The organism is Cupriavidus sp. GW822-FHT02D05 (assembly GCF_058802485.1).
The window spans coordinates 334,116-353,392 of the sequence record NZ_JBXAOE010000002.1; the positions used below are offsets into that span (position 1 = coordinate 334,116).

General features: G+C 66.9%; 19 protein-coding genes and 1 tRNA gene. 8 read left to right on the top strand and 12 right to left on the bottom strand.

Features of this window, described 5'->3' with window-relative positions; translation table 11 throughout:
- Nucleotides 1–66 precede the first annotated feature (66 nt).
- On the top strand, nucleotides 67–1,230 hold the full coding sequence (locus AC1RQK_RS03950; protein WP_492807864.1) for an FAD binding domain-containing protein: 1,164 nt from the start codon (nucleotides 67–69) through the stop codon (nucleotides 1,228–1,230).
- A 313-nt stretch (nucleotides 1,231–1,543) separates the two neighbouring features.
- Here AC1RQK_RS03950 and AC1RQK_RS03955 read toward each other — a convergent pair.
- The 6 genes from AC1RQK_RS03955 to cysS form a co-directional block, all read right to left on the bottom strand.
- Nucleotides 1,544–1,637 (bottom strand) — tRNA-Ser (locus AC1RQK_RS03955).
- Nucleotides 1,638–1,787: 150 nt separating this feature from the next.
- The gene (locus AC1RQK_RS03960; protein WP_174422792.1) at nucleotides 1,788–3,038 is read right to left on the bottom strand and encodes an aspartate kinase; all 1,251 of its coding nucleotides are present in this window, start codon (nucleotides 3,036–3,038) and stop codon (nucleotides 1,788–1,790) included.
- A gap of 141 nt (nucleotides 3,039–3,179) precedes the next feature.
- Entirely contained in the window at nucleotides 3,180–4,646 is a 1,467-nt protein-coding gene (gene tilS / locus AC1RQK_RS03965; protein WP_492807747.1) for a tRNA lysidine(34) synthetase TilS, read from the bottom strand.
- Entirely contained in the window at nucleotides 4,612–5,583 is a 972-nt protein-coding gene (locus AC1RQK_RS03970; protein ID WP_253932783.1) for an acetyl-CoA carboxylase carboxyltransferase subunit alpha, read from the bottom strand. The genes tilS and AC1RQK_RS03970 overlap by 35 nt, the downstream gene beginning before the upstream one ends.
- Nucleotides 5,584–5,697: 114 nt before the next feature.
- On the bottom strand, nucleotides 5,698–6,645 hold the full coding sequence (locus AC1RQK_RS03975; RefSeq protein WP_492807748.1) for a DNA-3-methyladenine glycosylase family protein: 948 nt from the start codon (nucleotides 6,643–6,645) through the stop codon (nucleotides 5,698–5,700).
- Nucleotides 6,630–8,018 (bottom strand): cysteine--tRNA ligase, encoded by a 1,389-nt coding sequence (gene cysS, locus AC1RQK_RS03980; protein ID WP_492807749.1) that lies wholly within the window; start codon nucleotides 8,016–8,018, stop codon nucleotides 6,630–6,632. Before cysS ends, AC1RQK_RS03975 begins: the two co-directional genes overlap by 16 nt.
- Nucleotides 8,019–8,273: 255 nt before the next feature.
- Between cysS and AC1RQK_RS03985 the strand changes: the two genes are divergently transcribed.
- From AC1RQK_RS03985 to AC1RQK_RS04000, 4 genes are all read left to right on the top strand, one after another.
- Nucleotides 8,274–8,972 (top strand): tetratricopeptide repeat protein, encoded by a 699-nt coding sequence (locus AC1RQK_RS03985; RefSeq protein WP_492372648.1) that lies wholly within the window; start codon nucleotides 8,274–8,276, stop codon nucleotides 8,970–8,972.
- Nucleotides 8,973–9,042: 70 nt separating this feature from the next.
- Nucleotides 9,043–9,627: a peptidylprolyl isomerase gene (locus AC1RQK_RS03990; RefSeq protein ID WP_006163145.1), complete on the top strand. Its 585-nt coding sequence runs from the start codon at nucleotides 9,043–9,045 to the stop codon at nucleotides 9,625–9,627.
- 32 nt (nucleotides 9,628–9,659) lie between these two features.
- Nucleotides 9,660–10,160, top strand: coding sequence for a peptidylprolyl isomerase (locus tag AC1RQK_RS03995; RefSeq protein ID WP_150983882.1), 501 nt, complete (start codon nucleotides 9,660–9,662; stop codon nucleotides 10,158–10,160).
- A gap of 83 nt (nucleotides 10,161–10,243) precedes the next feature.
- A complete protein-coding gene (locus AC1RQK_RS04000) occupies nucleotides 10,244–11,032 on the top strand; it encodes a UDP-2,3-diacylglucosamine diphosphatase (protein ID WP_492372650.1) in 789 nt (262 codons plus the stop codon).
- Nucleotides 11,033–11,074: 42 nt separating this feature from the next.
- Here the strand turns inward: AC1RQK_RS04000 and cysE are convergent, their stop codons facing one another.
- The 3 genes from cysE to AC1RQK_RS04015 all read right to left on the bottom strand — a co-directional run bounded on the left by cysE (nucleotide 11,075) and on the right by AC1RQK_RS04015 (nucleotide 13,612).
- Entirely contained in the window at nucleotides 11,075–11,818 is a 744-nt protein-coding gene (gene cysE / locus AC1RQK_RS04005) for a serine O-acetyltransferase (protein ID WP_006163142.1), read from the bottom strand.
- 212 nt (nucleotides 11,819–12,030) lie between these two features.
- A complete protein-coding gene (locus AC1RQK_RS04010; RefSeq protein ID WP_492372651.1) occupies nucleotides 12,031–12,606 on the bottom strand; it encodes a PrpF domain-containing protein in 576 nt (191 codons plus the stop codon).
- Nucleotides 12,607–12,610: 4 nt separating this feature from the next.
- Entirely contained in the window at nucleotides 12,611–13,612 is a 1,002-nt protein-coding gene (locus tag AC1RQK_RS04015) for an RNA methyltransferase (RefSeq protein WP_492372652.1), read from the bottom strand.
- 137 nt (nucleotides 13,613–13,749) lie between these two features.
- Between AC1RQK_RS04015 and AC1RQK_RS04020 the strand changes: the two genes are divergently transcribed.
- On the top strand, nucleotides 13,750–14,571 hold the full coding sequence (locus tag AC1RQK_RS04020; protein ID WP_150983880.1) for an inositol monophosphatase family protein: 822 nt from the start codon (nucleotides 13,750–13,752) through the stop codon (nucleotides 14,569–14,571).
- Nucleotides 14,572–14,610: 39 nt separating this feature from the next.
- Here the strand turns inward: AC1RQK_RS04020 and AC1RQK_RS04025 are convergent, their stop codons facing one another.
- Both AC1RQK_RS04025 and AC1RQK_RS04030 read right to left on the bottom strand, forming a co-directional pair.
- Nucleotides 14,611–14,778: a hypothetical protein gene (locus AC1RQK_RS04025; protein ID WP_492372653.1), complete on the bottom strand. Its 168-nt coding sequence runs from the start codon at nucleotides 14,776–14,778 to the stop codon at nucleotides 14,611–14,613.
- A gap of 14 nt (nucleotides 14,779–14,792) precedes the next feature.
- The gene (locus AC1RQK_RS04030; RefSeq protein WP_492807752.1) at nucleotides 14,793–15,509 is read right to left on the bottom strand and encodes a pyridoxamine 5'-phosphate oxidase family protein; all 717 of its coding nucleotides are present in this window, start codon (nucleotides 15,507–15,509) and stop codon (nucleotides 14,793–14,795) included.
- 155 nt (nucleotides 15,510–15,664) lie between these two features.
- Here AC1RQK_RS04030 and pdxR point away from each other — a divergent pair, with 155 nt between their 5' ends.
- Entirely contained in the window at nucleotides 15,665–17,140 is a 1,476-nt protein-coding gene (gene pdxR / locus AC1RQK_RS04035) for a MocR-like pyridoxine biosynthesis transcription factor PdxR (protein ID WP_492372655.1), read from the top strand.
- Between the two features lie 42 nt (nucleotides 17,141–17,182).
- On the opposite strand, the gene AC1RQK_RS04040 is transcribed toward pdxR, so the two are convergent.
- Nucleotides 17,183–17,308 carry a hypothetical protein gene (locus tag AC1RQK_RS04040; protein ID WP_492372656.1) on the bottom strand — a complete coding sequence of 42 codons (126 nt, stop codon included), beginning with the start codon at nucleotides 17,306–17,308 and terminating at the stop codon, nucleotides 17,183–17,185.
- On the opposite strand from AC1RQK_RS04040, the gene AC1RQK_RS04045 reads away from it, so the two are divergent.
- On the top strand, nucleotides 17,307–19,274 hold the full coding sequence (locus tag AC1RQK_RS04045; protein WP_492807755.1) for an APC family permease: 1,968 nt from the start codon (nucleotides 17,307–17,309) through the stop codon (nucleotides 19,272–19,274). The two genes, AC1RQK_RS04040 and AC1RQK_RS04045, sit on opposite strands and share 2 nt — an antisense overlap.
- Nucleotides 19,275–19,277: the final 3 nt, after the last annotated feature.

The following is a 19,277-nucleotide window of genomic DNA, read 5'->3' on the forward strand; positions in this document are numbered from 1 at the left end:
CGCTGCGTGCCATGACCCCGGGCGCTGACCGGCGCCCGGCCCCTGAACCTCAACGCCATGACCATCATGCCCACCATGCCCACCATGCCCACGTCCAGACCTCACCGCGCCATCGTGATCGGCGGCTCGCTCGGCGGGCTCTTTACCGCCATCTGCCTGCGCGCCATCGGCTGGGATGTCGATGTCTTCGAGCGCTCGCCGCAGCAGCTCGACAGCCGCGGCGGCGGGCTCGTGCTGCAGCCCGGCGTGCTCGACGCGCTGGCCTTCGCCGGAGTCGCGCACCCGCCAGAGTTCGGCGTGCCGTCGAAGGACCGCATCTTCCTGGACCGCGAGGGTGTGGTTCGCCGCATCGACATGCCGCAGACGCAAATCGCCTGGAACGGACTCTATGCGCTGATGAAAGGCGCGCTTGATCCGCGCATGATCCATGCGGGCGAGGAACTGGTCACGCTGGACCGCGAGGCCGATCGTGTGACGGCCCGCTTTGCCTCGGGCCGCACCGAGCACGCGGATCTGCTGGTCGGCGCCGACGGACCGCTGTCCACGGTGCGGCAGCAACTGCTGCCCGGCGATGCGCCCGCCTATGCCGGCTATGTCGCCTGGCGCGGCGTGCTGCCCGAGGCAGCGCTGGGCGAGCAGGCCAGGTCGCTGCTGGTCGATGCCTTCGCCTTCCAGGACGAGCCGGGACACCAGATGCTGACCTACCTCATCCCCGGCGAGGACGGATCGGCCCGGCGCAACGAACGGCGCCTGAACTGGGTCTGGTACCGCGCGCTGCCCGCGGGAGAACCGCTGGCGGCCGTGCTGCTGGACCGCCATGGCCACCAGCACACGCATTCGCTGCCCCCGGGCGCGGTCAAGGATGCCGATGCCCAGGCGCTGCGGCTTGCTGCGGCGGACAGCCTCGCGCCCGTGTTCGCGGCACTGGTCGCATCGACCCCCGATCCCTTCCTGCAGCTGATCCAGGATTACGCAGCACCGCGCATGCGCTTTGGCCGCGCGGTGCTGCTAGGCGATGCCGCCTTCGTGGCGCGCCCACATACCGGCGCGGGCGCGGGCAAGGCGGCAGCCAATGCCGTGGCCCTGGCGCGCGCACTGCAGGCCGGCGGGGAGCGTATCGACGACGCACTCGTGGTGTGGGATCGAAGCCAGTGGGCCGATGACAAACGCCTGGCCCAGTGGGGCATCTCGCTCGGCCGGCGCATCATGGGCGTGATGCAGCCTGACTGACCGGCACGGCAGCGCGGCTCAGCGTGCCGGGACCAGTGCGATCGATTCATGCACGGTAGATGGCCCGCTCCTTGACGCTAAGGCTGCGCAAGATCTCTCGCTTGCCATAGACGCCATGCGGTCCATCGGCGCGCGCTTGCGCAGGTAGTAGATGCCGTCTCGGAGGGTGAGGTACATGCTCGCTCCCGGTCAGTCTGTGTCAGGTACACACGCGGGAGCAGCAGTGAAAGGGGGAGCAGTGAAACGGGGAGCACAAAAAACAAAACCCCGGAAGACCGCAATCTTCCGGGGTTCCGCCGCCAATACGATGTAGTGGCGGAGACGGAGGGATTCGAACCCTCGATCCAGGTTTTGGCCCGGATGCTCCCTTAGCAGGGGAGTGCCTTCGACCTCTCGGCCACGTCTCCCAAATCTGCCGTTGTGTGAGGGAGGCCACACAACGAAGCGCGTATTCTATCGGTCAGATTTCAATTGGTCAACGGTGATTCGATGACTAATTGAAAAAACTTGCACAGCCCGTTAGAAGCGCAGGCCGCGCGCGGCCTGCCTTGCATGGATCACGCCTGATCCAGCTCGAACACCTTATGCAGCGCGCGCACGGCGAGCTCCATGTACTTCTCGTCGATCAGCACCGAGATCTTGATTTCCGAGGTGGAGATCATCTGGATGTTGATGCCTTCTTCGGACAGCGTGCGGAACATCTTGCTGGCGATGCCGACGTGCGAGCGCATGCCCACGCCGACTACCGAGACCTTCGACACCTTCGGGTCGCCCGATACGCTGGCGGCGCCGATATGTGCCTTCACGCCATCGTTGAGGATGGCAAGCGCGCGCTGGTATTCGCCGCGCGGCACGGTGAAGGTGAAGTCGGTCTTGCCGTCGACGGACTGGTTCTGGATGATCATGTCGACGTCGATGTTGGCGTCGGCTACCGGGCCCAGGATCTGGTATGCGATGCCGGGCTTGTCGGGCACGCCCAGGACGGTGATCTTCGCCTCGTCACGGGCAAAGGCGATGCCGGAGATGACGGCTGCTTCCATTTCAGAATTTTCCTCAAAAGTGATCAGCGTGCCCGAGTGCATTTCTTGCTCGAGGGGCATCAGGGGGTCGGTGAGCGACGACAGCACGCGGGTCTTCACGCGGTACTTGCCGGCGAATTCCACCGACCGGATCTGCAGCACCTTGGAGCCCAGGCTGGCCATTTCCAGCATTTCCTCGAAGGTGATCTGGTCCAGGCGGCGAGCGTCTTCGACCACGCGCGGATCGGTGGTGTAGACCCCGTCCACGTCGGTGTAGATCAGGCATTCCTCAGCCTCGATGGCGGCGGCGATCGCCACGGCCGAGGTATCGGAACCACCGCGGCCAAGCGTGGTGATGTTGCCGTTGTCGTCGATGCCCTGGAAGCCCGTGACCACCACCACGCGCCCGGCGTCGAGATCGGCCAGGATGCGCTCGTCATCGATGGACTCGATGCGGGCCTTGGTATGGGACGAGTCGGTCTTCACCGGCACTTGCCAGCCGGTGTAGCTGATCGCGTCGACGCCCTCGCTTTGCAGCGCAATCGCGAGCAACGCGGAACTGGCTTGCTCGCCGGTGGCGGCCAGCATATCCAGCTCGCGCGGGCTCGGCTGCGCCGAAATTTCCTTGGCGAGGCCAAGCAAGCGATTGGTCTCGCCTGACATGGCCGAAGGCACCACGACTACGCGGTGACCTGCACGATGCCATTTGGCAACGCGCTTGGCGACATTCTTGATGCGTTCCGGAGAACCCATCGAAGTGCCACCGTATTTGTGAACGATGAGAGCCATCTGTTTGTCGACACCAGCGATTGTGCAAACCCTTGAAAATACACGAAGGGGAGCCCCAAGGCAAGGTGTGGGCGGCTCGGACGACGGCCACGGCAAGTGGCGCGCGAGGAATATTGCGGGCGGAAAGCAGCCTGCCGAGGCTTATCCGATGGCTGCGCCCTGTCCGGGCGATGCAACCGGCTCGACCCACTCGACCCATTCGACACGCCAGCGCGGCGCGGCCGGTGCATCCGGCCAGCGCCGGTGCATGCCCAGGCCAGCCGCGAACACGAGCTGATCGCCCGACCACAACAGCGGCAGCCGCGCGCGCCGCGCCATCGGCACGCCAGCCTCCTGGTAAGCCTGCTTGAGCGCGCGCGCGGGCCCGCCCGGACGCAGCACGATGCGCTCGCCGCCTTGGCGCGCGGCGAGGCGCAGGGGCCGGCGCAGCGCTGCTTCCGGCAGGCCGAAGGTATCGTCGCGCGTAAAGCGCAGCTCACCCTGCCACGCAGGCACGGCCAGGCCTGCCTCGCCCTGCCAGTGCAGCGCCAGGTCTTCAGACTCGATGGCTGGCCCCGCGCGGCGGGCCAGCACACGGCCCCTGAAGCGATGCAACATCAGGGTCTCGTGCTGGATGGCAGGCTCGCCGCCTTCATGCTCGATCAGTTGCGCGCGCATGGCGGACAGCCGCGCGGTGGACGGGGCCTGCGTACCAAGCTCGCGCAGCCACAACCGCAGCACAGCGTCGGCCTCGGCCGGCGGCAGCGCGCGCAGCCCGGCAAGATCGAGTTCAGCCAGCGTGCTGGCATCGCGCGGCGTGCGCACCAGCCCCGCCATCCATTGCGTAGCCAGCGCGTCGAGCAATTCGCTGGCCTGCGCCAGGTGTGCGGCGGCTTGCGCCACATTGGCGCGCAACGCGGGAAACGCCGCGGCCAGCGCGGGCATATGCTGCCTCAGCGCGTTGCGGGCGAATCGGGAATCGTCATTGGAAGGGTCGTCGATCCAGGGGAGCGCATTCACGGCGCAGTACGCATCGATGTCGTCGCGGCCGACCTCGAGCCACGGGCGCAGCAAGACGATCTGCTGCCTTGCCCCGAGCCGGCGCAGGCGCGGCATGCCGCCAAGCCCGGCCAGCCCGGCGCCACGGAACAGGCGCAGCAGCACCGTCTCGACCTGGTCGTCCAGGTGATGGGCAAACAGCAGCAACTCCGCCCCGGCCTCGTCACACATGGCTTCGAGCGCAGCGTAGCGCGCGCGGCGCGCCGCCGCCTCCAGCCCTTCGCCCTGCCACTGGCTGACCGAGACACGCTGGCTGTAGAACGGCAGTTGCCAGTCGGCGCACAGCGTCGCGCAGAACACGTCCCACTGGTCCGCCTCGGCCTGCAGGCCATGATGCACATGCAGCGCCACCACGCGCAGCGGCAGCGACGACGCCACCACCGCTGCACGCAGCGCGTGCAGCAGCGCGACCGAATCGCGTCCGCCGGAGAGTGCCACCGCTACCGTGCCTGCCCGTGCGCCGTCGCCAGAAACAACAAAGGCCGCACCGGCCTGAAGCGCCTGTGCGACCTTGTCGGTCAAGCCGGCGGACGGGTCAGCCCGGTGCGCCGGTTTCCTTGAACTTGCCATAGGCCAGCAGACGCTCGTTGCGACGCGCTTGCAGCTCCTTCACGCTCATGCCCTGGAACTGGCGCAGCGAATCCGCCAGCGAACGCTTGAGCATGGCGGCCATGCCCTTGACGTCGCGGTGCGCGCCGCCCAGCGGCTCGCTGACGATCTTGTCGATCAGGCTGAGCGCCTTGAGGCGGTGCGCGGTCAGGCCGAGGGCTTCGGCAGCTTCCGGCGCCTTCTCGGCGGTCTTCCACAGGATGGAAGCGCAGCCTTCCGGCGAGATCACGGCGTAGGTGGCAAATTGCAGCATCTGCACCACATCACCCACGGCAATCGCCAGCGCGCCGCCGGAGCCGCCTTCGCCGATGATGGTGGCGATCAGCGGCACCTTGAGGCCGGCCATCACGTAGAGATTGTGACCGATGGCTTCGGACTGGCCGCGCTCTTCCGCGTCGATGCCGGGGAATGCACCCGGCGTGTCAACGAAGGTGAAGATCGGCAGGCCGAACTTGTCGGCCAACTCCATCAGGCGCTTGGCCTTGCGGTAGCCCTCGGGCTTGGGCATGCCAAAGTTGCGCATCGCGCGCTCTTTGGTGTCGCGTCCCTTCTGGTGACCGATCACCATGCACGCCTGCCCGTTGAAGCGGGCCAGGCCGCCCACGATCGACAGATCGTCGGCAAAGCTGCGGTCGCCGTGCAGTTCGTGGAAGTCGGTGAAGATCTCCCGCACATAGTCCAGCGTGTACGGACGTTGCGGATGCCGGGCGATCTGTGCCACCTGCCATGGGGTCAGGTTGGCGTAGATGTCCTTGGTAAGCTGCTGGCTCTTGCCGGCCAGCCGCGAAATCTCTTCGGAGATATCGACAGCCGAATCGTCCTGCACAAATCGCAGTTCTTCGATCTTTGCCTCGAGTTCGGCAATCGGCTGCTCAAAATCTAGGAAGGTGGTTTTCATGAGACTCGCGTACCTGTCTGTGAAGGAGCGCATTCTACCGGAATTCGCCCACTAAACCGCAAGTCTGCGGATGCAGTCTCGCGCACTTCCATGCAAATTTTGCTGCCTTCCAGCCTAATACGTCACAGGCAGGGGATCAAGACTGCGCCACATGTACCAGGTGGCGACGGTGCGCCAGGGCTCCCAGTTGGCCGCCACCTCGCGCGCCTCGCTGCGCGTGACGGGCTCTCCACTGAAATAATTTGCCGAGATGGCGTTGATCAGGCCGACGTCATCGAGCGGCAGCACATTGGGCCGCATCAGGTTGAACATCAGGAACATTTCGGCGGTCCAGCGGCCAATGCCGCGGATCTGCGTCAGCTCCGCGATGACGGCTTCGTCATCCATCTCGGTCCAGCTATTCACATGCACGCGCCCTGCCTTGAAATGCTCGGCAAGGTCGACGATGTATTCCGCCTTGCGGCGCGACAGGCCGCAGGCGGCCAGGTTGTCGTGCCCCGCCTTGAGCATCTGCGCCGGCGTGAGCTTGGGACAAACCGCCACCAGCCGCTCCCACACTGTCTGCGCGGCCTTCACCGAGATCTGCTGGCCCACCACGGAGCGAGCCAGCGTGATGAACGGGTCGCCGCGCGAGATCAGGTGCGCGGGGCCGTAGGTGGGGATCATCTTGCGCAGGATGCGGTCGCGCTTCATCAGGTCGGCGCAGGCCTCGTCCCAATAAGCCGGACGCACGGCATCCACCACCGTTTCGACCGGCAGGGGCAGCGCCTCGGCTTCCGGCAGCACGGGCGCCTTGGCCGCGCGCGCGCCGATCTTGAGGGCGGGCTTGCCGTCCGCCTTGAGCACCGGGCCAGATGACTTGCCGGCAGCCTTGGCGGGCGCTTTCACAGGCCTGGCAACGTTCGCCGCCGGGCTTGCCTTCTGCGGCTTTGGCGGCTTTGCAGGCAGCTTCGCGGGCGCCGGCGGCTTGGCCGCGGGCTTGGCCTTGGTGGTCGCAGCAGTCTTGGACGGCGCCGCGGGCGTCGCCGTCTTGCGCACGGCAGCGTTCAAGCGCGCCTCCACTCGGTAGCACCGCCGGGCTTGTCCTCGAGAACCACGCCGCCCGCCAGCAGCTCGGCACGGATGCGGTCGGCTTCGGCAAAATTGCGCTCGGCCTTGGCCTGCTTGCGCGCCGCGATCAGCCCCTCGATCTGCTCCGGCTCCAGGCCATCGGCCGGCTTGCCGCCTTGCAGGAACGCATGGGCGTCGCGCCCGAGCAGGCCCAGCGTGGCGGCCAGGCCCTTGAGCTGGCGCGCCATCGCGCTGGAGCCGGTGCGATTGACTTCACTGGCCAGGTCGAACAGCACGGCCATGGCGATCGGCGTATTGAAGTCATCGCCCATTGCGTCGATAAAGCGCCGCGCATGCGCCTCTTCCCAGTCCAGCGGCAGGACATCGGGCTGCACGTCCTTGAGCGCCGTGTACAGACGCGTCAGCGAGTGACGGGCGTCTTCCAGGTGGACGTTGCTGTAGTGCAGCGGGCTGCGGTAGTGCGCGCGCAGGATGAAGAAGCGCACCACCTCGGCGTCATACTCTTTCAGCACGTCGCGGATGGTGAAGAAGTTGCCGAGCGACTTCGACATCTTCTCGTCATTGATGCGCACGAAGCCGTTGTGCATCCACAGGTTGACGAACGTCTTGCCGCTGGCGCCCTCGGACTGTGCGATCTCGTTCTCGTGGTGCGGGAACTGCAGGTCGGCGCCGCCGCCGTGGATGTCGAAATGCTCGCCCAGCAAGGCGCAGCTCATCGCCGAGCACTCGATATGCCAGCCCGGGCGGCCCGAGCCCCACCTGGAATCCCACTTGCTTTCGGCGGGCTCGCTTTCCTTGGCGGACTTCCACAGGACGAAGTCGAGCGGATCGTGCTTGGCTTCGTTGGTGGCCACGCGCTCGCCGGCGCGCAGGTCCTCCAGCGACTTGCCCGACAGGCGGCCGTAGTTGGGAAACTTGCGCACGGCGTAGTTCACGTCGCCATCGCTGGCGTGGTAGGCCAGGCCGCGGGCTTCGAGCTTGCTGATGATGTCGAGCATCTGCGGCACGTAGTCGGTGGCGCGCGGCTCATGGTCCGGGCGCTGGATGCCGAGTGCGTCGGCGTCTTCGTGCATGTAGCGGATGAAGCGGTCAGTCAGCGCGCCGATGGTCTCGCCATTCTCCGCGGCGCGGCGAATGATCTTGTCATCGATGTCGGTGATGTTCTGTACATACGTCACGTCGTAGCCGGCGGTGCGCAGCCAGCGCTGCACCATGTCGAATACCACCATCACGCGCGCATGGCCGACGTGGCAATAGTCGTACACCGTCATGCCGCAGACATACATGCGTACACGGCCGGGTTCGATTGGCACGAAAGGCTGCTTTTCACGCGCGAGCGTGTTGTAGATATTCAGAGGATGCATGAAACGAGGTGAATGGATGAGGGATTGGCGCCATTGTCGCGCCATTCGCGAGACCGGCAACTTGGCGCCAACGCAAAGCCTGGCGCGACCCATATCTTACCGGAAGCGCCCGAGCGCGGCAGGTCGTCGCCCGCCTTGCACCGCACCACGGACAAGCCGGCTCGGGCCGGGCCAGCGCAGGCCGGCGCGCCGATACCCGGGCCGGCATGGCCGCGCTTTGCTAGAATGCCGCGGAGTATAACGGACCGCCCATACATGAGCCTGTTCCTGCCCACCATAGCAACCGTGTCATCCCAGCCCGCGCGCCAACGCATTGCGGCCGCCTCATTCGCCCTGGCGGCGATCCTGGCAGGCCTGCTTGCCATAGCGGGGCCTGCGCGAGCGCAGAACGGTCCGCTATCGCTCGCGGTGCCGGCCACGACGCCAGGCGGCGTGCGCTCGGCCGACCCTGGCATGGCGGACGCCGAGAAGGCGGCAGCGCAGAAGAAATATGGCGAGGCCATCGACCGCTTCGACCGCGTGCTGGCCACCAACCCGCGCAATGCCCAGGCCCGCTTCGAGCGGGCATGGGCCCTGGCCCAGGCCGGGCGCGAGGACGAGGCCATCGCGGCGTTGCAATCCATGGCCCAGGACTTCCCTGAGTTGCCCGAGCCGCACAACAACCTGGCGCTGCTGTACGCCAAGCGCGGGGACTTGAAGCGCGCCGAAGCGGAATTGCTGATCGCGATCGATGTCAAACCTGATTTCGCCGTGGGCTATGCCAACCTTGGCGACGTCTACCGCCGCCTGGCCGAGAATGCCTACCGCAACGCGCTGCGGCGCAATCCCAAGGATGCGGGCGCCGCTGCCGGCCTGAAGCAACTGCAGCCTGTCGCGGCCATCCAGCCGCCGGCCGACGGCACCCGAAAGCCAGGCACGGCCGCCAGCGAGCCAGCCACGGCGCCCAAGCCTTAATTACCTTGCCCAACGGGCCGGACCGCTACCCTGCCCGGCCCTATCGTTTCCCCGATCCACGGAGTCAAGCATGATCTTTTCGCGTCGCCTAGTCCTTGCCGGCATCGCCGCCGCCGCGATGGCGCTCTCGCCGCTGGCCGCACAGGCACAGCAGACGAAAACCGAACGGGTGCAGTTCGTCACCAGCGCCGGCAAGTTCACGCTCGAGGTCTATCCGGACGCCGCGCCCAAGACTGTCGCGAACTTCATGGAGTACGTGAAGAGCGGCTTCTATAGCGGTACCATCTTCCACCGCGTGATCAATGGCTTCATGGTGCAAGGCGGCGGCTTCGACCGCGACATGAAGCAAAAGCCCACGCGCGCGGCGATCCCGCTGGAAGCCCAGAACGGGCTGAAGAACAAGGCCGGCACGGTGGCCATGGCGCGCACCAGCGATCCGAACTCCGCCACCGCCCAGTTCTTCATCAATGTGGTGGATAATTCCAGTCTCGACTATCCGTCGCCGGACGGTAACGGCTATGCCGTGTTCGGCAAGGTGGTGGAAGGCATGGATACCGTCGACAAGATGAAGAACGCGCCCACCACCTCGTATGGCCCGATGCGTAATGTGCCGGCCACGCCGATCGTGATCGAGTCGGCTACTGTCGTCAAATAACCGCCGAACAAACACCGAACAAAGGAACGCAAATGTCCAAGGTAGAGCTCCACACCAACCAGGGTGTCATCACCATCGAACTCGACGCCGAAAAGGCACCGAAGTCGGTTGAGAACTTCCTGTCGTATGTGCGCAAGGGTCACTACGACAACACCATTTTTCACCGCGTGATCAAGAATTTCATGATCCAGGGCGGCGGCTTCGAACCCGGCATGAAGCAAAAGGGCACCGATGCCCCGATCGAGAACGAAGCCGGCAACGGCCTGAAGAACGATCGCTACACGGTTGCCATGGCGCGTACCAACGCACCGCACTCGGCCACCGCGCAGTTCTTCATCAACGCGGTCGACAATGACTTCCTGAACTTCACCTCGCCGACCCCGCAAGGCTTCGGCTACGCCGTGTTCGGCAAGGTGACCGACGGCACCGACGTGGTCGAGAAGATCAAGGGCGTGCGTACCGGCAGCGCTGGCTTCCACCAGGACGTGCCGCTCGAGGACGTGGTCATCGAAAAGGCCGTAGTGGTCGAATAAGCCACGGGCCATCACCGGGACACGTTCCACCGAGCCCCGCGGGGTCGCACCATGAAGTCAGGCCAGCATCTCTTTCCAACCGCATGACTGTGACCCCATCCACGCCGGCCGCCGGTGCCCTCGCGGTGCCAGCGCCGGCGTGGTTCATTTCCGACCTGCATCTCACCCCCGGCATGCCGCGCACGCTGGCCGCCTTCGAGCACGTGCTCGAACGCGCGGCGCAAGAGGCGCGCGCCCTGTTCATCCTGGGTGATTTTTTCGAATTCTGGGTTGGCGACGAAGAAACCGACAGCCCCTTCGCGGCGCAGGTGGCCGCCAGGTTGCGCCAGCTTGCCGGACGCGGCGTCCAGGTCTACCTGATGCACGGCAACCGCGACTTCCTGCTGGGGCAGCGCTTTGCGCGCGCCGCGGGCGCCACCTTGCTGCCCGACCCCACCGTGATCGACTGCGCCGGCCAGCGCGTGGTGCTCAGCCACGGTGACATGCTGTGCACCGACGATGAGCGCTATATGCGGTTTCGCCACTGGACCCGCAAGCGCTGGGTACAGCGGGTATTCCTGTCGCTGCCGTTGGCGCTGCGGCTGCGCGTGGCGCGCCGCCTGCGCGCCGATAGCGAAGCGGGCCGCACGCAGGCCCGCCGCGACGCACCGCCAGACTACGGCGACACCACGCCGCAAGCCGTGGCCGCGCTATTGCGCGCCAGCCAGGCGCCGGCCCTGGTGCATGGCCATACGCACCGCCCCGCCCGGCACGAAAGCCCGGAAGGCGTGCGCTGGGTGCTGACCGACTGGGACCTCGACGGCAAGCGGCCGCGCGCCGCCGTGCTGCAACTCGACGCGGGCGGATTCAACGTGCTGCCGCAAGTAAGCTGACGCCGAATCCCCCTCTACGCTTCATCGACCTTCTGCATCAAACTACTTCATCAGCTTGCGCAGCTCGCTCGCATCGAAGCGGTCGTTCGGCGTGTTCTCGAGATGCTCGCCGAGCCGATCCAGCGCGGCCATCACGGTCTCCAGCCGCTCGTGCTGCTGCGCCGCGTTGTCGATCAGGCTCTTGAGCGCCAGCGAGACCGGGTCGTCCGCGTTCGGCGTGATGCCATAGGCCGAGAACTCCTGCTTGGCGCCCTGCTGCCCGCTGGGTGCGTCCGGCAGGATGATGCGCGCCGGGATGCCGACCGCGGTGGCGCCCGGCGGCACCGGCTTGAGCACCACGGCGTTGGAGCCGATGCGCGCGCCGTCGCCGATGGTGTAGCCGCCGAGCACCTTGGCCCCGGCGCTCACCACCACGTTCGCACCTAGCGTGGGGTGACGCTTCACCCCCTTGTAGAGCGAGGTCCCGCCCAGGGTCACGCCCTGGTAGATGGTGCAGTCGTCGCCGATCTCGGCGGTCTCGCCCACCACCACGCCCATGCCGTGGTCAATGAACACGCGCCGCCCCACCTTGGCGCCAGGGTGGATCTCGATACCGGTGAAAAAGCGAGCCCAGTGCGAGATCCAGCGGCCCAGCCAGTGAAACCCCGCATTCCAGCAGGCGTGCGCGAAGCGATGGAACACCACGGCGTGAAAGCCGGGATAGCAGGTCAGTACCTCCAGACGGCTGCGTGCGGCGGGGTCGCGCCGCATGATGGCGTCGATATCTTCCTTCAGGCGAGTGAACATCTTGGTCGTGTCGTGTTGCCACGCCGTGCGCCGCGCGCCCTGGGCCAGGGCTGGCGCGATCGCCGGCATGGTCATTGGCCGGTGAAAACGGGATCAGGGAGTGTAAGAGATTTGCTGCCCTGCTGCCGCCATGGACATTGGCTGCAATGACGCCGGCCGCCCCGCGGAACATGTTGGACATGCCGGATCGGCGGGACGGGCAGCGCCTGCCATCAACATCGCTCGGGCACGTGCACCAGGCCGGTCATCAGGCGGCGCGCGCTGGTGGGGGGCAACGACCCACTGGCCGGCGCGAGGTAGTCAAGCACGATCCTGGCCGCCGCGAACGGCAAGCCGTCCTCGGCAAAATCGCCATCCTCGAGCGGATGGCCATTGCGGCAAGGCACGCGGGCAACGACGGCCTGGCTCACGTTCAGCAGCCAGATGCGCACCGTGGTGATGCTATCGCGCGCCGGCACGAAACCGCGCCAGATCGCGAACGGCGCTGCCGCCGCCAGCAGCTCGCCGCCATTGCCGGCCCAGTCGATCCGCGGCTCGCCGATGGCCACCGCGCCGAACAGGCAGTCCACATCGCAATCGGGACGCTGCGAGGGGCCCACCAGCACGACATGGCTGGTGCTGGCGGTGGCGCCACCCATGCCATCGCTCTGCCGGCCATGCGGATCGGGCGAGCCGATCACGCGCAGCAGCACGGCATCGCGGTCACCCGGATCGGTGGGCAAGTCGTCAGCCAGGAAGAAGACCCCTTTGCTGGTGCCGCCACGCATGTAGTAGGCCGGAATCTCCACCTGCTCACTTCTCCTGTTTGGTTGGCGCCCGTGCGCCTTGGCCTTGCGTGGCTGCCAGCATGTGCTTGGCAATGCCCCGCAGGATATTGACCTCCTCGCGCTCCAGCCCGCTGCGCGCGAGCAGCCGGCGCAAGCGTGGCATCAGCTTCTTCGGGCTGGCCGGATCAAGGAAGCCGATGGCTTCCAGCCCAGACTGCAGGTGGCCGAACATGGCCTCGATCTGCTCGGCCGTGGCCGGTTCGCCAGCATAGCCGATCTCGGCGAGCGGCGTCGCCCTCACCTCCAGCAGTGCCAGGCGCATCTCGTAGGCCACCAGTTGCACGGCCTGGGCAAGATTGAGCGAGGTGTAGGCGGGATTGGCGGGAATGTGGGTGACTGCCGAGCAGCGGTCGACCACCTCGTTGGGCAGGCCGAAGCGCTCATTGCCGAACACGAAGGCAATGTGGGCGCCGGCGGCTTGCGCGCCTTGCAGGGTGGCTTGCAGGGCGGCAATGCGGGCGCCGGCCTGCGCCACCGCGTCGCGCGGCAGCAAACGAGGCGGCCCGAACTCGCGCTGGCGCGCGGTGAGCGCCACTGCGTAGGCGGTACCGGCCAGCGCGGCCTCGATGTTGTCGACGATCACCGAGCCTGCCAGTACGTCGTCGGCGCCGCTGGCCATGGCGATGGCATCCGGATGCTCGCGCACCGCCGGCTCACGTGGCGAAACCAGCACCAAGCTGCCCGGCACGGTGCCGAAGCCCATGGTCTTCATGGCCCGCGCGACGGCGCCGACATTGCCGGGATGGCTGGTCTCGACCAGCACGAAACGCACTGCGGCAAACGCGGCGGGGGCCATCAGGGCCGCATCGGCTGCAGCCTCCGGAGCGATAGTGGAAACTGCCTGGCAAGGCGCGCCAGATGGCGGATCAAGGTCCTGGCCGGCCTGGGTGGCGGGGGCTGCGGCTGGGGCGCCGTTGGCGTCGGCGCTCGTCTGGTTCTGCGGGTTCATATACAATTCAGGCTTCATCTTCGGTGCGCCGCCCGTTTTATGCGGTAGCGACGCGCCCGTTCTTCTACAATCCGTTGTGTTGTCAGCCGCCCCAAAGGGCAGCGCGCCGGCCTTTTGCGCCAGGCCGCGCACCTTTGGCCGGCCTGGAGAGATTCATGCATCCGATGCTAAATATTGCCGTCAAGGCAGCCCGCAAGGCAGGTTCCGTCATCAACCGCGCGTCGATGGACATCGACCGGGTTCAGGTATCGCGCAAGCAGCACAACGATTTCGTCACCGAAGTCGACCGCGCCGCCGAGGCCGCGATCGTCGAGATCATCCGCACGGCCTATCCGGATCACGCCATTCTAGCGGAAGAGTCCGGCCAGTCCTGGGCCGAGGGCGAAGAACCCACCAGCGAATACGTCTGGGTCATCGACCCGCTCGACGGCACCACCAACTTCATCCACGGCTTTCCCCAGTACGCGGTCTCGATCGCCCAGCTGCACAAGGGCGTGCCGGCACAAGCCGTCGTCTACGACCCGTCGCGTGACGAACTCTTCACAGCCAGCAAGGGCGCCGGCGCGTTCCTGAACAACCGCCGCATCCGCGTGTCGCGCCGCGACAAGCTGGCCGACTGCCTGATCGGCACCGGCTTCCCCTACCGCGACATGGAAGGCCTGGACCAGTACATGGAACTGTTCGCGCTGATGACGCAAAGCTGCGCCGGCCTGCGCCGCCCGGGTGCCGCGGCGCTCGATCTGGCCTACGTGGCCTGCGGCCGCACCGATGGTTTCTTCGAGCAAGGCCTGCACCCGTGGGACATGGCCGCCGGCATGCTGCTGGTGACCGAGGCCGGTGGCCTGGTGGGCAACTACGCCGGCGAAGCGCGCCAGCTCGAACAAGGCGAAGTGCTGGCCGGCAACCCCAAGGCGTTTGCGCAGATGGTTCGCCTGCTGTCGCCGTTCTCGGTGGACAACGCCAAGCCGGCCCGCTAAGGACCCCGGCAACGACGCAGCGCGGCCGCCTGGCCGCGCTCAGCGTGACGGACGCGGCGGCGCCCCGGCAGGATGCCATATGCCGAGCGCCACGCCGCCCACGATCATCGCCATCGCGCCCGGCAGCGGCCGCACAGGCGGTTCACCCGGCACCAGGGCCAGCAGCGCGATGGCGTCACGACGTGAAAGCGCTGCTGGGATGGCCATGGCGCGCTGCCGCCTCAAGCATCCACCGCGACCGCCCTGCCCGGCATCGTCTCGCCGACCGCCCCTGCCATCGCCTCGGTACAAACACCCTGCCCCCAGCTTCGCACATAGTCCGGCACGCTGGGCTGCATGCCATCCGGCGCCGGCCGCTGCCCCTGGAGGCGCAGCGGCAGCACGCCCGCCCATACCGGCAGCGCCATATCGGCCTCGTCATCCTTGGGCCCGCCGCTGCGGATCTTGGTGGCGGCTTCCTCCAGCCCGATGCGCAACACCGTGGTCGCCGCCAGCTCATTGGCATCTCCTGGCCTTGCTTCGCCCGAACGCCCCACCGCAATGCGCTCCAGGAAGGCATCCATCGCCGCCGCCTTCGCTGCGCCAGCCACCACTTCAAAACTGCCGTAGATCACCGCCGAGCGGTAGTTCATCGAATGATGAAATGCGGAGCGCGCCATCACCAGGCCGTCGAGGTGCGTCACGGTTACGCAGACCTGGCTGCCTGCCGCGGCCAGCTTCAGCATGCGGCTGCCATTGGAGCCATGGATGTAGAGGTGCTCGCCCTCACGCCAGCACGCGGTGGGAATGCAGTGGGTGCCGTGATCGTCGGTGAAGGCCAGGTGGCACAGGTAGGCATCGTCGAGGATCGCATGCAGTGTCGCGCGATCATAGTGGCCGCGATCGGCGACGCGCCGCACGCGGGTACGTTCGCTCGGCGGCATGGGTTTCTGGCTCATGGTGGCTCCTTGTCCTGGGGTTGTGGGTGCCGGCGGCAATCTCGTTGCGTTACGGCGATGCCGCCAAGATAGGGATTTCGTGGCACCATGACTAGACCCATCCAATGCACGGTTTTTAGAACCACGGAAACCACAGAAACCACGGAAGCGACGACATGGACTACGGCCTGCTGGTCTCGACCTTCACGCGCCAGCTCGATGGCCGCAAGCTCACCCAGCAGCGGCTCTTGTACGAGTGCTTGCGCGGCGCCATCCTCGACGGGCGAATCGCCCAGGGCAGCCAGCTGATCGCCACGCGCACGCTGGCAGCGGAGCTCGGCATGGCACGCAACTCGGTGATCTACGCCTACGAGAGCCTGGCGGCGGAAGGCTTCGTGGTGCCGACGCGGCACGGCACCACGGTGGCGCGCGTGGGCCTGGCGCAGGCCGGCCACAGCACGGAGGCGGTCAAGCGCGTCGCCGAGTTGTCGCGCCGCGTGCGCGGGCTGCAGCGCGATGCCGACGGTATGCACGACCTGTTGCCGTTCGTGCCCGGCGTGCCCGACCTGGATGGCTTTCCGCTGGCCGCGTGGCGGCGCTGCATCGAACGCGCCTGGCGCCAGCTCGGCCCGCGCCATCTTGGCTACGGCAAGGTCGAGGGGCAGCCCGCGCTGCGCCACGCCATCGCCGAGTACCTGAAGGTCTCGCGCGGGGTGCGCTGCGACATGGACCAGGTCTTCATCACCGACGGCACGCAGACCAGTCTGGACCTGTGCGCGCGCATCCTGGCCGATGCCGGCGACACGGCCTGGATCGAGAATCCCGGCTACGGCGGCGCGCGGGCCGCCTTCCAGTCGGCCGGCCTCGTGCTCGAGCCCGTGGCGGTGGACGCAGACGGCCTGGCGCCCCGCCCGGAGCAGTGGCGCGACGCCCCGCCCCGGCTGATCTACATCACGCCATCCCATCAATATCCACTAGGCTCCATTCTCAGCCTGGAACGGCGCCTCAAGCTCATCGAAGATGCCCGCGCCGCCGGTGCCTGGGTTGTCGAGGACGACTACGACAGCGAGTTCCGCCGCGGCGGCGTGCCGCTCTCGGCCGTGCAGGGGCTGAGTGAGGACGCGCCGGTGATCTACCTGGGCACGTTCAGCAAGACCATGTTCCCGGCGCTGCGCCTGGGCTTCATGGTGGTGCCGCGCTACCTGGCCGCGACCATTGCCGGCACGCTTGGCGAAATCTCCCGGCGCGGCCACGTGGCCGAGCAGATCGCGCTGGCGGAATTTATCGACAGCGGCCAGTTCGCCCGCCACCTGCGCCGCATGCGCCAGCGCTACGGGCAGCGCCGCGACGCCCTGGAGGCGGCGCTGGCGCGCCACCTGCGCGGTAGCGTGACGGTATCGGCCAGCGCCGGCGGCATGCACCTGTCCGCGCGCCTGGAACTGCCGCTTGCCGACACCGTGGTCACCCGCGCGGCGCGCGCGCAGGGACTGATCGTGCAGCCGCTGAGCACCTACCGCTTGGCCGGCACGCCGCTGGCGCAGTACAACGGCTTCGTGTTCGGCTACGCCGGCGTGCCGGCCGGCGCCTTCGACGGGCTGATCGCGCGGCTGGCACAGGTAATTGACGCGCTGCCGCGAGAGCCGGTGTCGTAGCACGGTGTTGAGCCCGTTCTTGCGAATCTGCCCACTCGCCGCCTACATTACTTCCATGGGAGTGCCAAGCTCCCGGTGCTGGCGCGCGGGCAGCGGCGCCGCCGGCTGCAATTTCCGGCGCCGCGCTTTCGTGCGCTGCGCCGCAATCGCGTCCAGGGTGGCGAACATGACGGCACTGTCGAAGTGGTGGAGGCACCTGGCCGGCAAACCGCTCGACCCGCTCGCCCCGGAAACCCGCCACGCGATCGCCGTGGTGCCGGTGCTAGCCTGGGTGGGATTAGGCGCCGACGGACTTTCCTCTTCGTGCTATGGACCCGAAGAGGCTTTCCTGGCGCTTGGCACCCATACGCCGCTGGCGCTCTTCCTTGCCCTGGCCACCGCCAGCACGGTATTCATCATCGCGGTCGGCTACAACCAGGTCATCGAGCTGTTCCCCACCGGCGGCGGCGGCTACCGCGTGGCCACGGCCTTGCTGGGACCGCGTCCCGGACTGGTGTCGGGCGCGGCGTTGCTGGTCGATTACGTGCTGACCGTCGCGACGTCGCTGGCCAGTGGCGTCGACGCGTTCTTCAGCCTGCTGCCGGTAGAGGCCCAAGCCTTCAAGCTGGCCACCGAACTGGTAATCGTGATCATGATGACCGGGCTCAATTTCCGCGGCATGAAGGAATCGATCCTGGTGCTGATGCCCATCTTCCTGGCCTTCGTGGTACTGCATCTCGGGCTGATCGTCTATGGCGTTGCCGCGCACGGCGACCATCTCGGCGCGGTCGTGCCCAACGCCATCGGCGAGGCCTCCGGCATGTCGCAAGCGATGGGTCCGATCGTGGTGGCGGCGCTGCTGATGCGCGCGTTCTCGCTGGGTGGCGGTACCTACACCGGGCTGGAGGCGGTCTCGAACAACGTGAACATGCTGGCCGAGCCGCGGGTGCCGAACGGCAAGTGGACGATGTTCTACATGGCGACGTCGCTGGCCTTCACGGCGGGCGGCATCATCCTGCTGTACATGCTGTGGAACGCGGCGCCGGTGGAAGGCAAGACGCTGAACGCCGTGGTCTTCGACCGCATCATCGACCATCTAGGCTTCGGCTCGGCATGGTCCCGCCATGCGCTGCTCGCGGCGCTGCTGGCCTCCGAGGCCGGGCTGCTGCTGGTGGGCGCGCAGACCGGCTTCCTGGACGGCCCGGCGGTGCTGTCGAACATGGCGGCGGACTACTGGGTGCCGCGGCATTTCCGCGATCTCTCCGCCCGGCTGGTGCGGCAGAACGGCGTCATCGTCATGGGCCTGGCCAGCTTGCTGATCCTGTTGTGGACGCACGGCCAGGTCGCGGTACTGGTGGTGCTGTACAGCATCAATGTCTTCCTGACCTTCAGCCTCTCCTTGCTTGGCCTGTGCATCTACTGGTGGCGCCATCGCGGCGAGCCGCGCTGGATCGTGCGCTTCGGCCTGTCCCTGCTGGGCTTGTCGGTCACCGCCACGGTCCTGATGATCACGCTGGTGGAGAAATTCACCGCTGGCGGCTGGCTAACCGTGCTGGTAACGGGCCTGGTGGTTGCGCTGTGCGTCTTCATCAAGCGGCATTACACGACAACCCGCGCCGAGCTGGCCCGGGCGGATGCTCTCTTCGCCGGCAGCCCACCCCTGTTCGATGCGAGCCGCGTGCGGCCCCTCGACCGCAGCCTGCCCACGGCGATCGTCCTGGTGGGCAAGCACCGCGGCGCCAGCATGCATGCGCTGCTCTGGGTCGAGCGATTATTTCCCGGACACTTCAAGAACATGCTCTTCCTGGCCGTGGGAGAGGTCGATGCGCAAAGCTACGAGGGCCAGGAAACGCTGCATCGCCTTCAACAGACGATTGGTGAGTCACTGCGTTATTACGTCGCCAATTGCCAGCGCCACGGCCTGGCGGCCGATTCGCGCGCGGCATTCGGCACGAACCCGGTGCTTGAGTTCATGAAGCTGGTCGATGCGGTGACGGCCGAGTACCCGAACAGCGTCTGCTTTGCCAGCAAGCTGATCTTCCAGCACGTCAGTTTCCTGACAGCTTGGCTGCATAACCAGACACCCGGTGAGTTGCAGGAGCGGCTACACCTGCAAGGCAAGCAGATGGTGCTGCTGCCAATGAAAGTAGCGTGATGG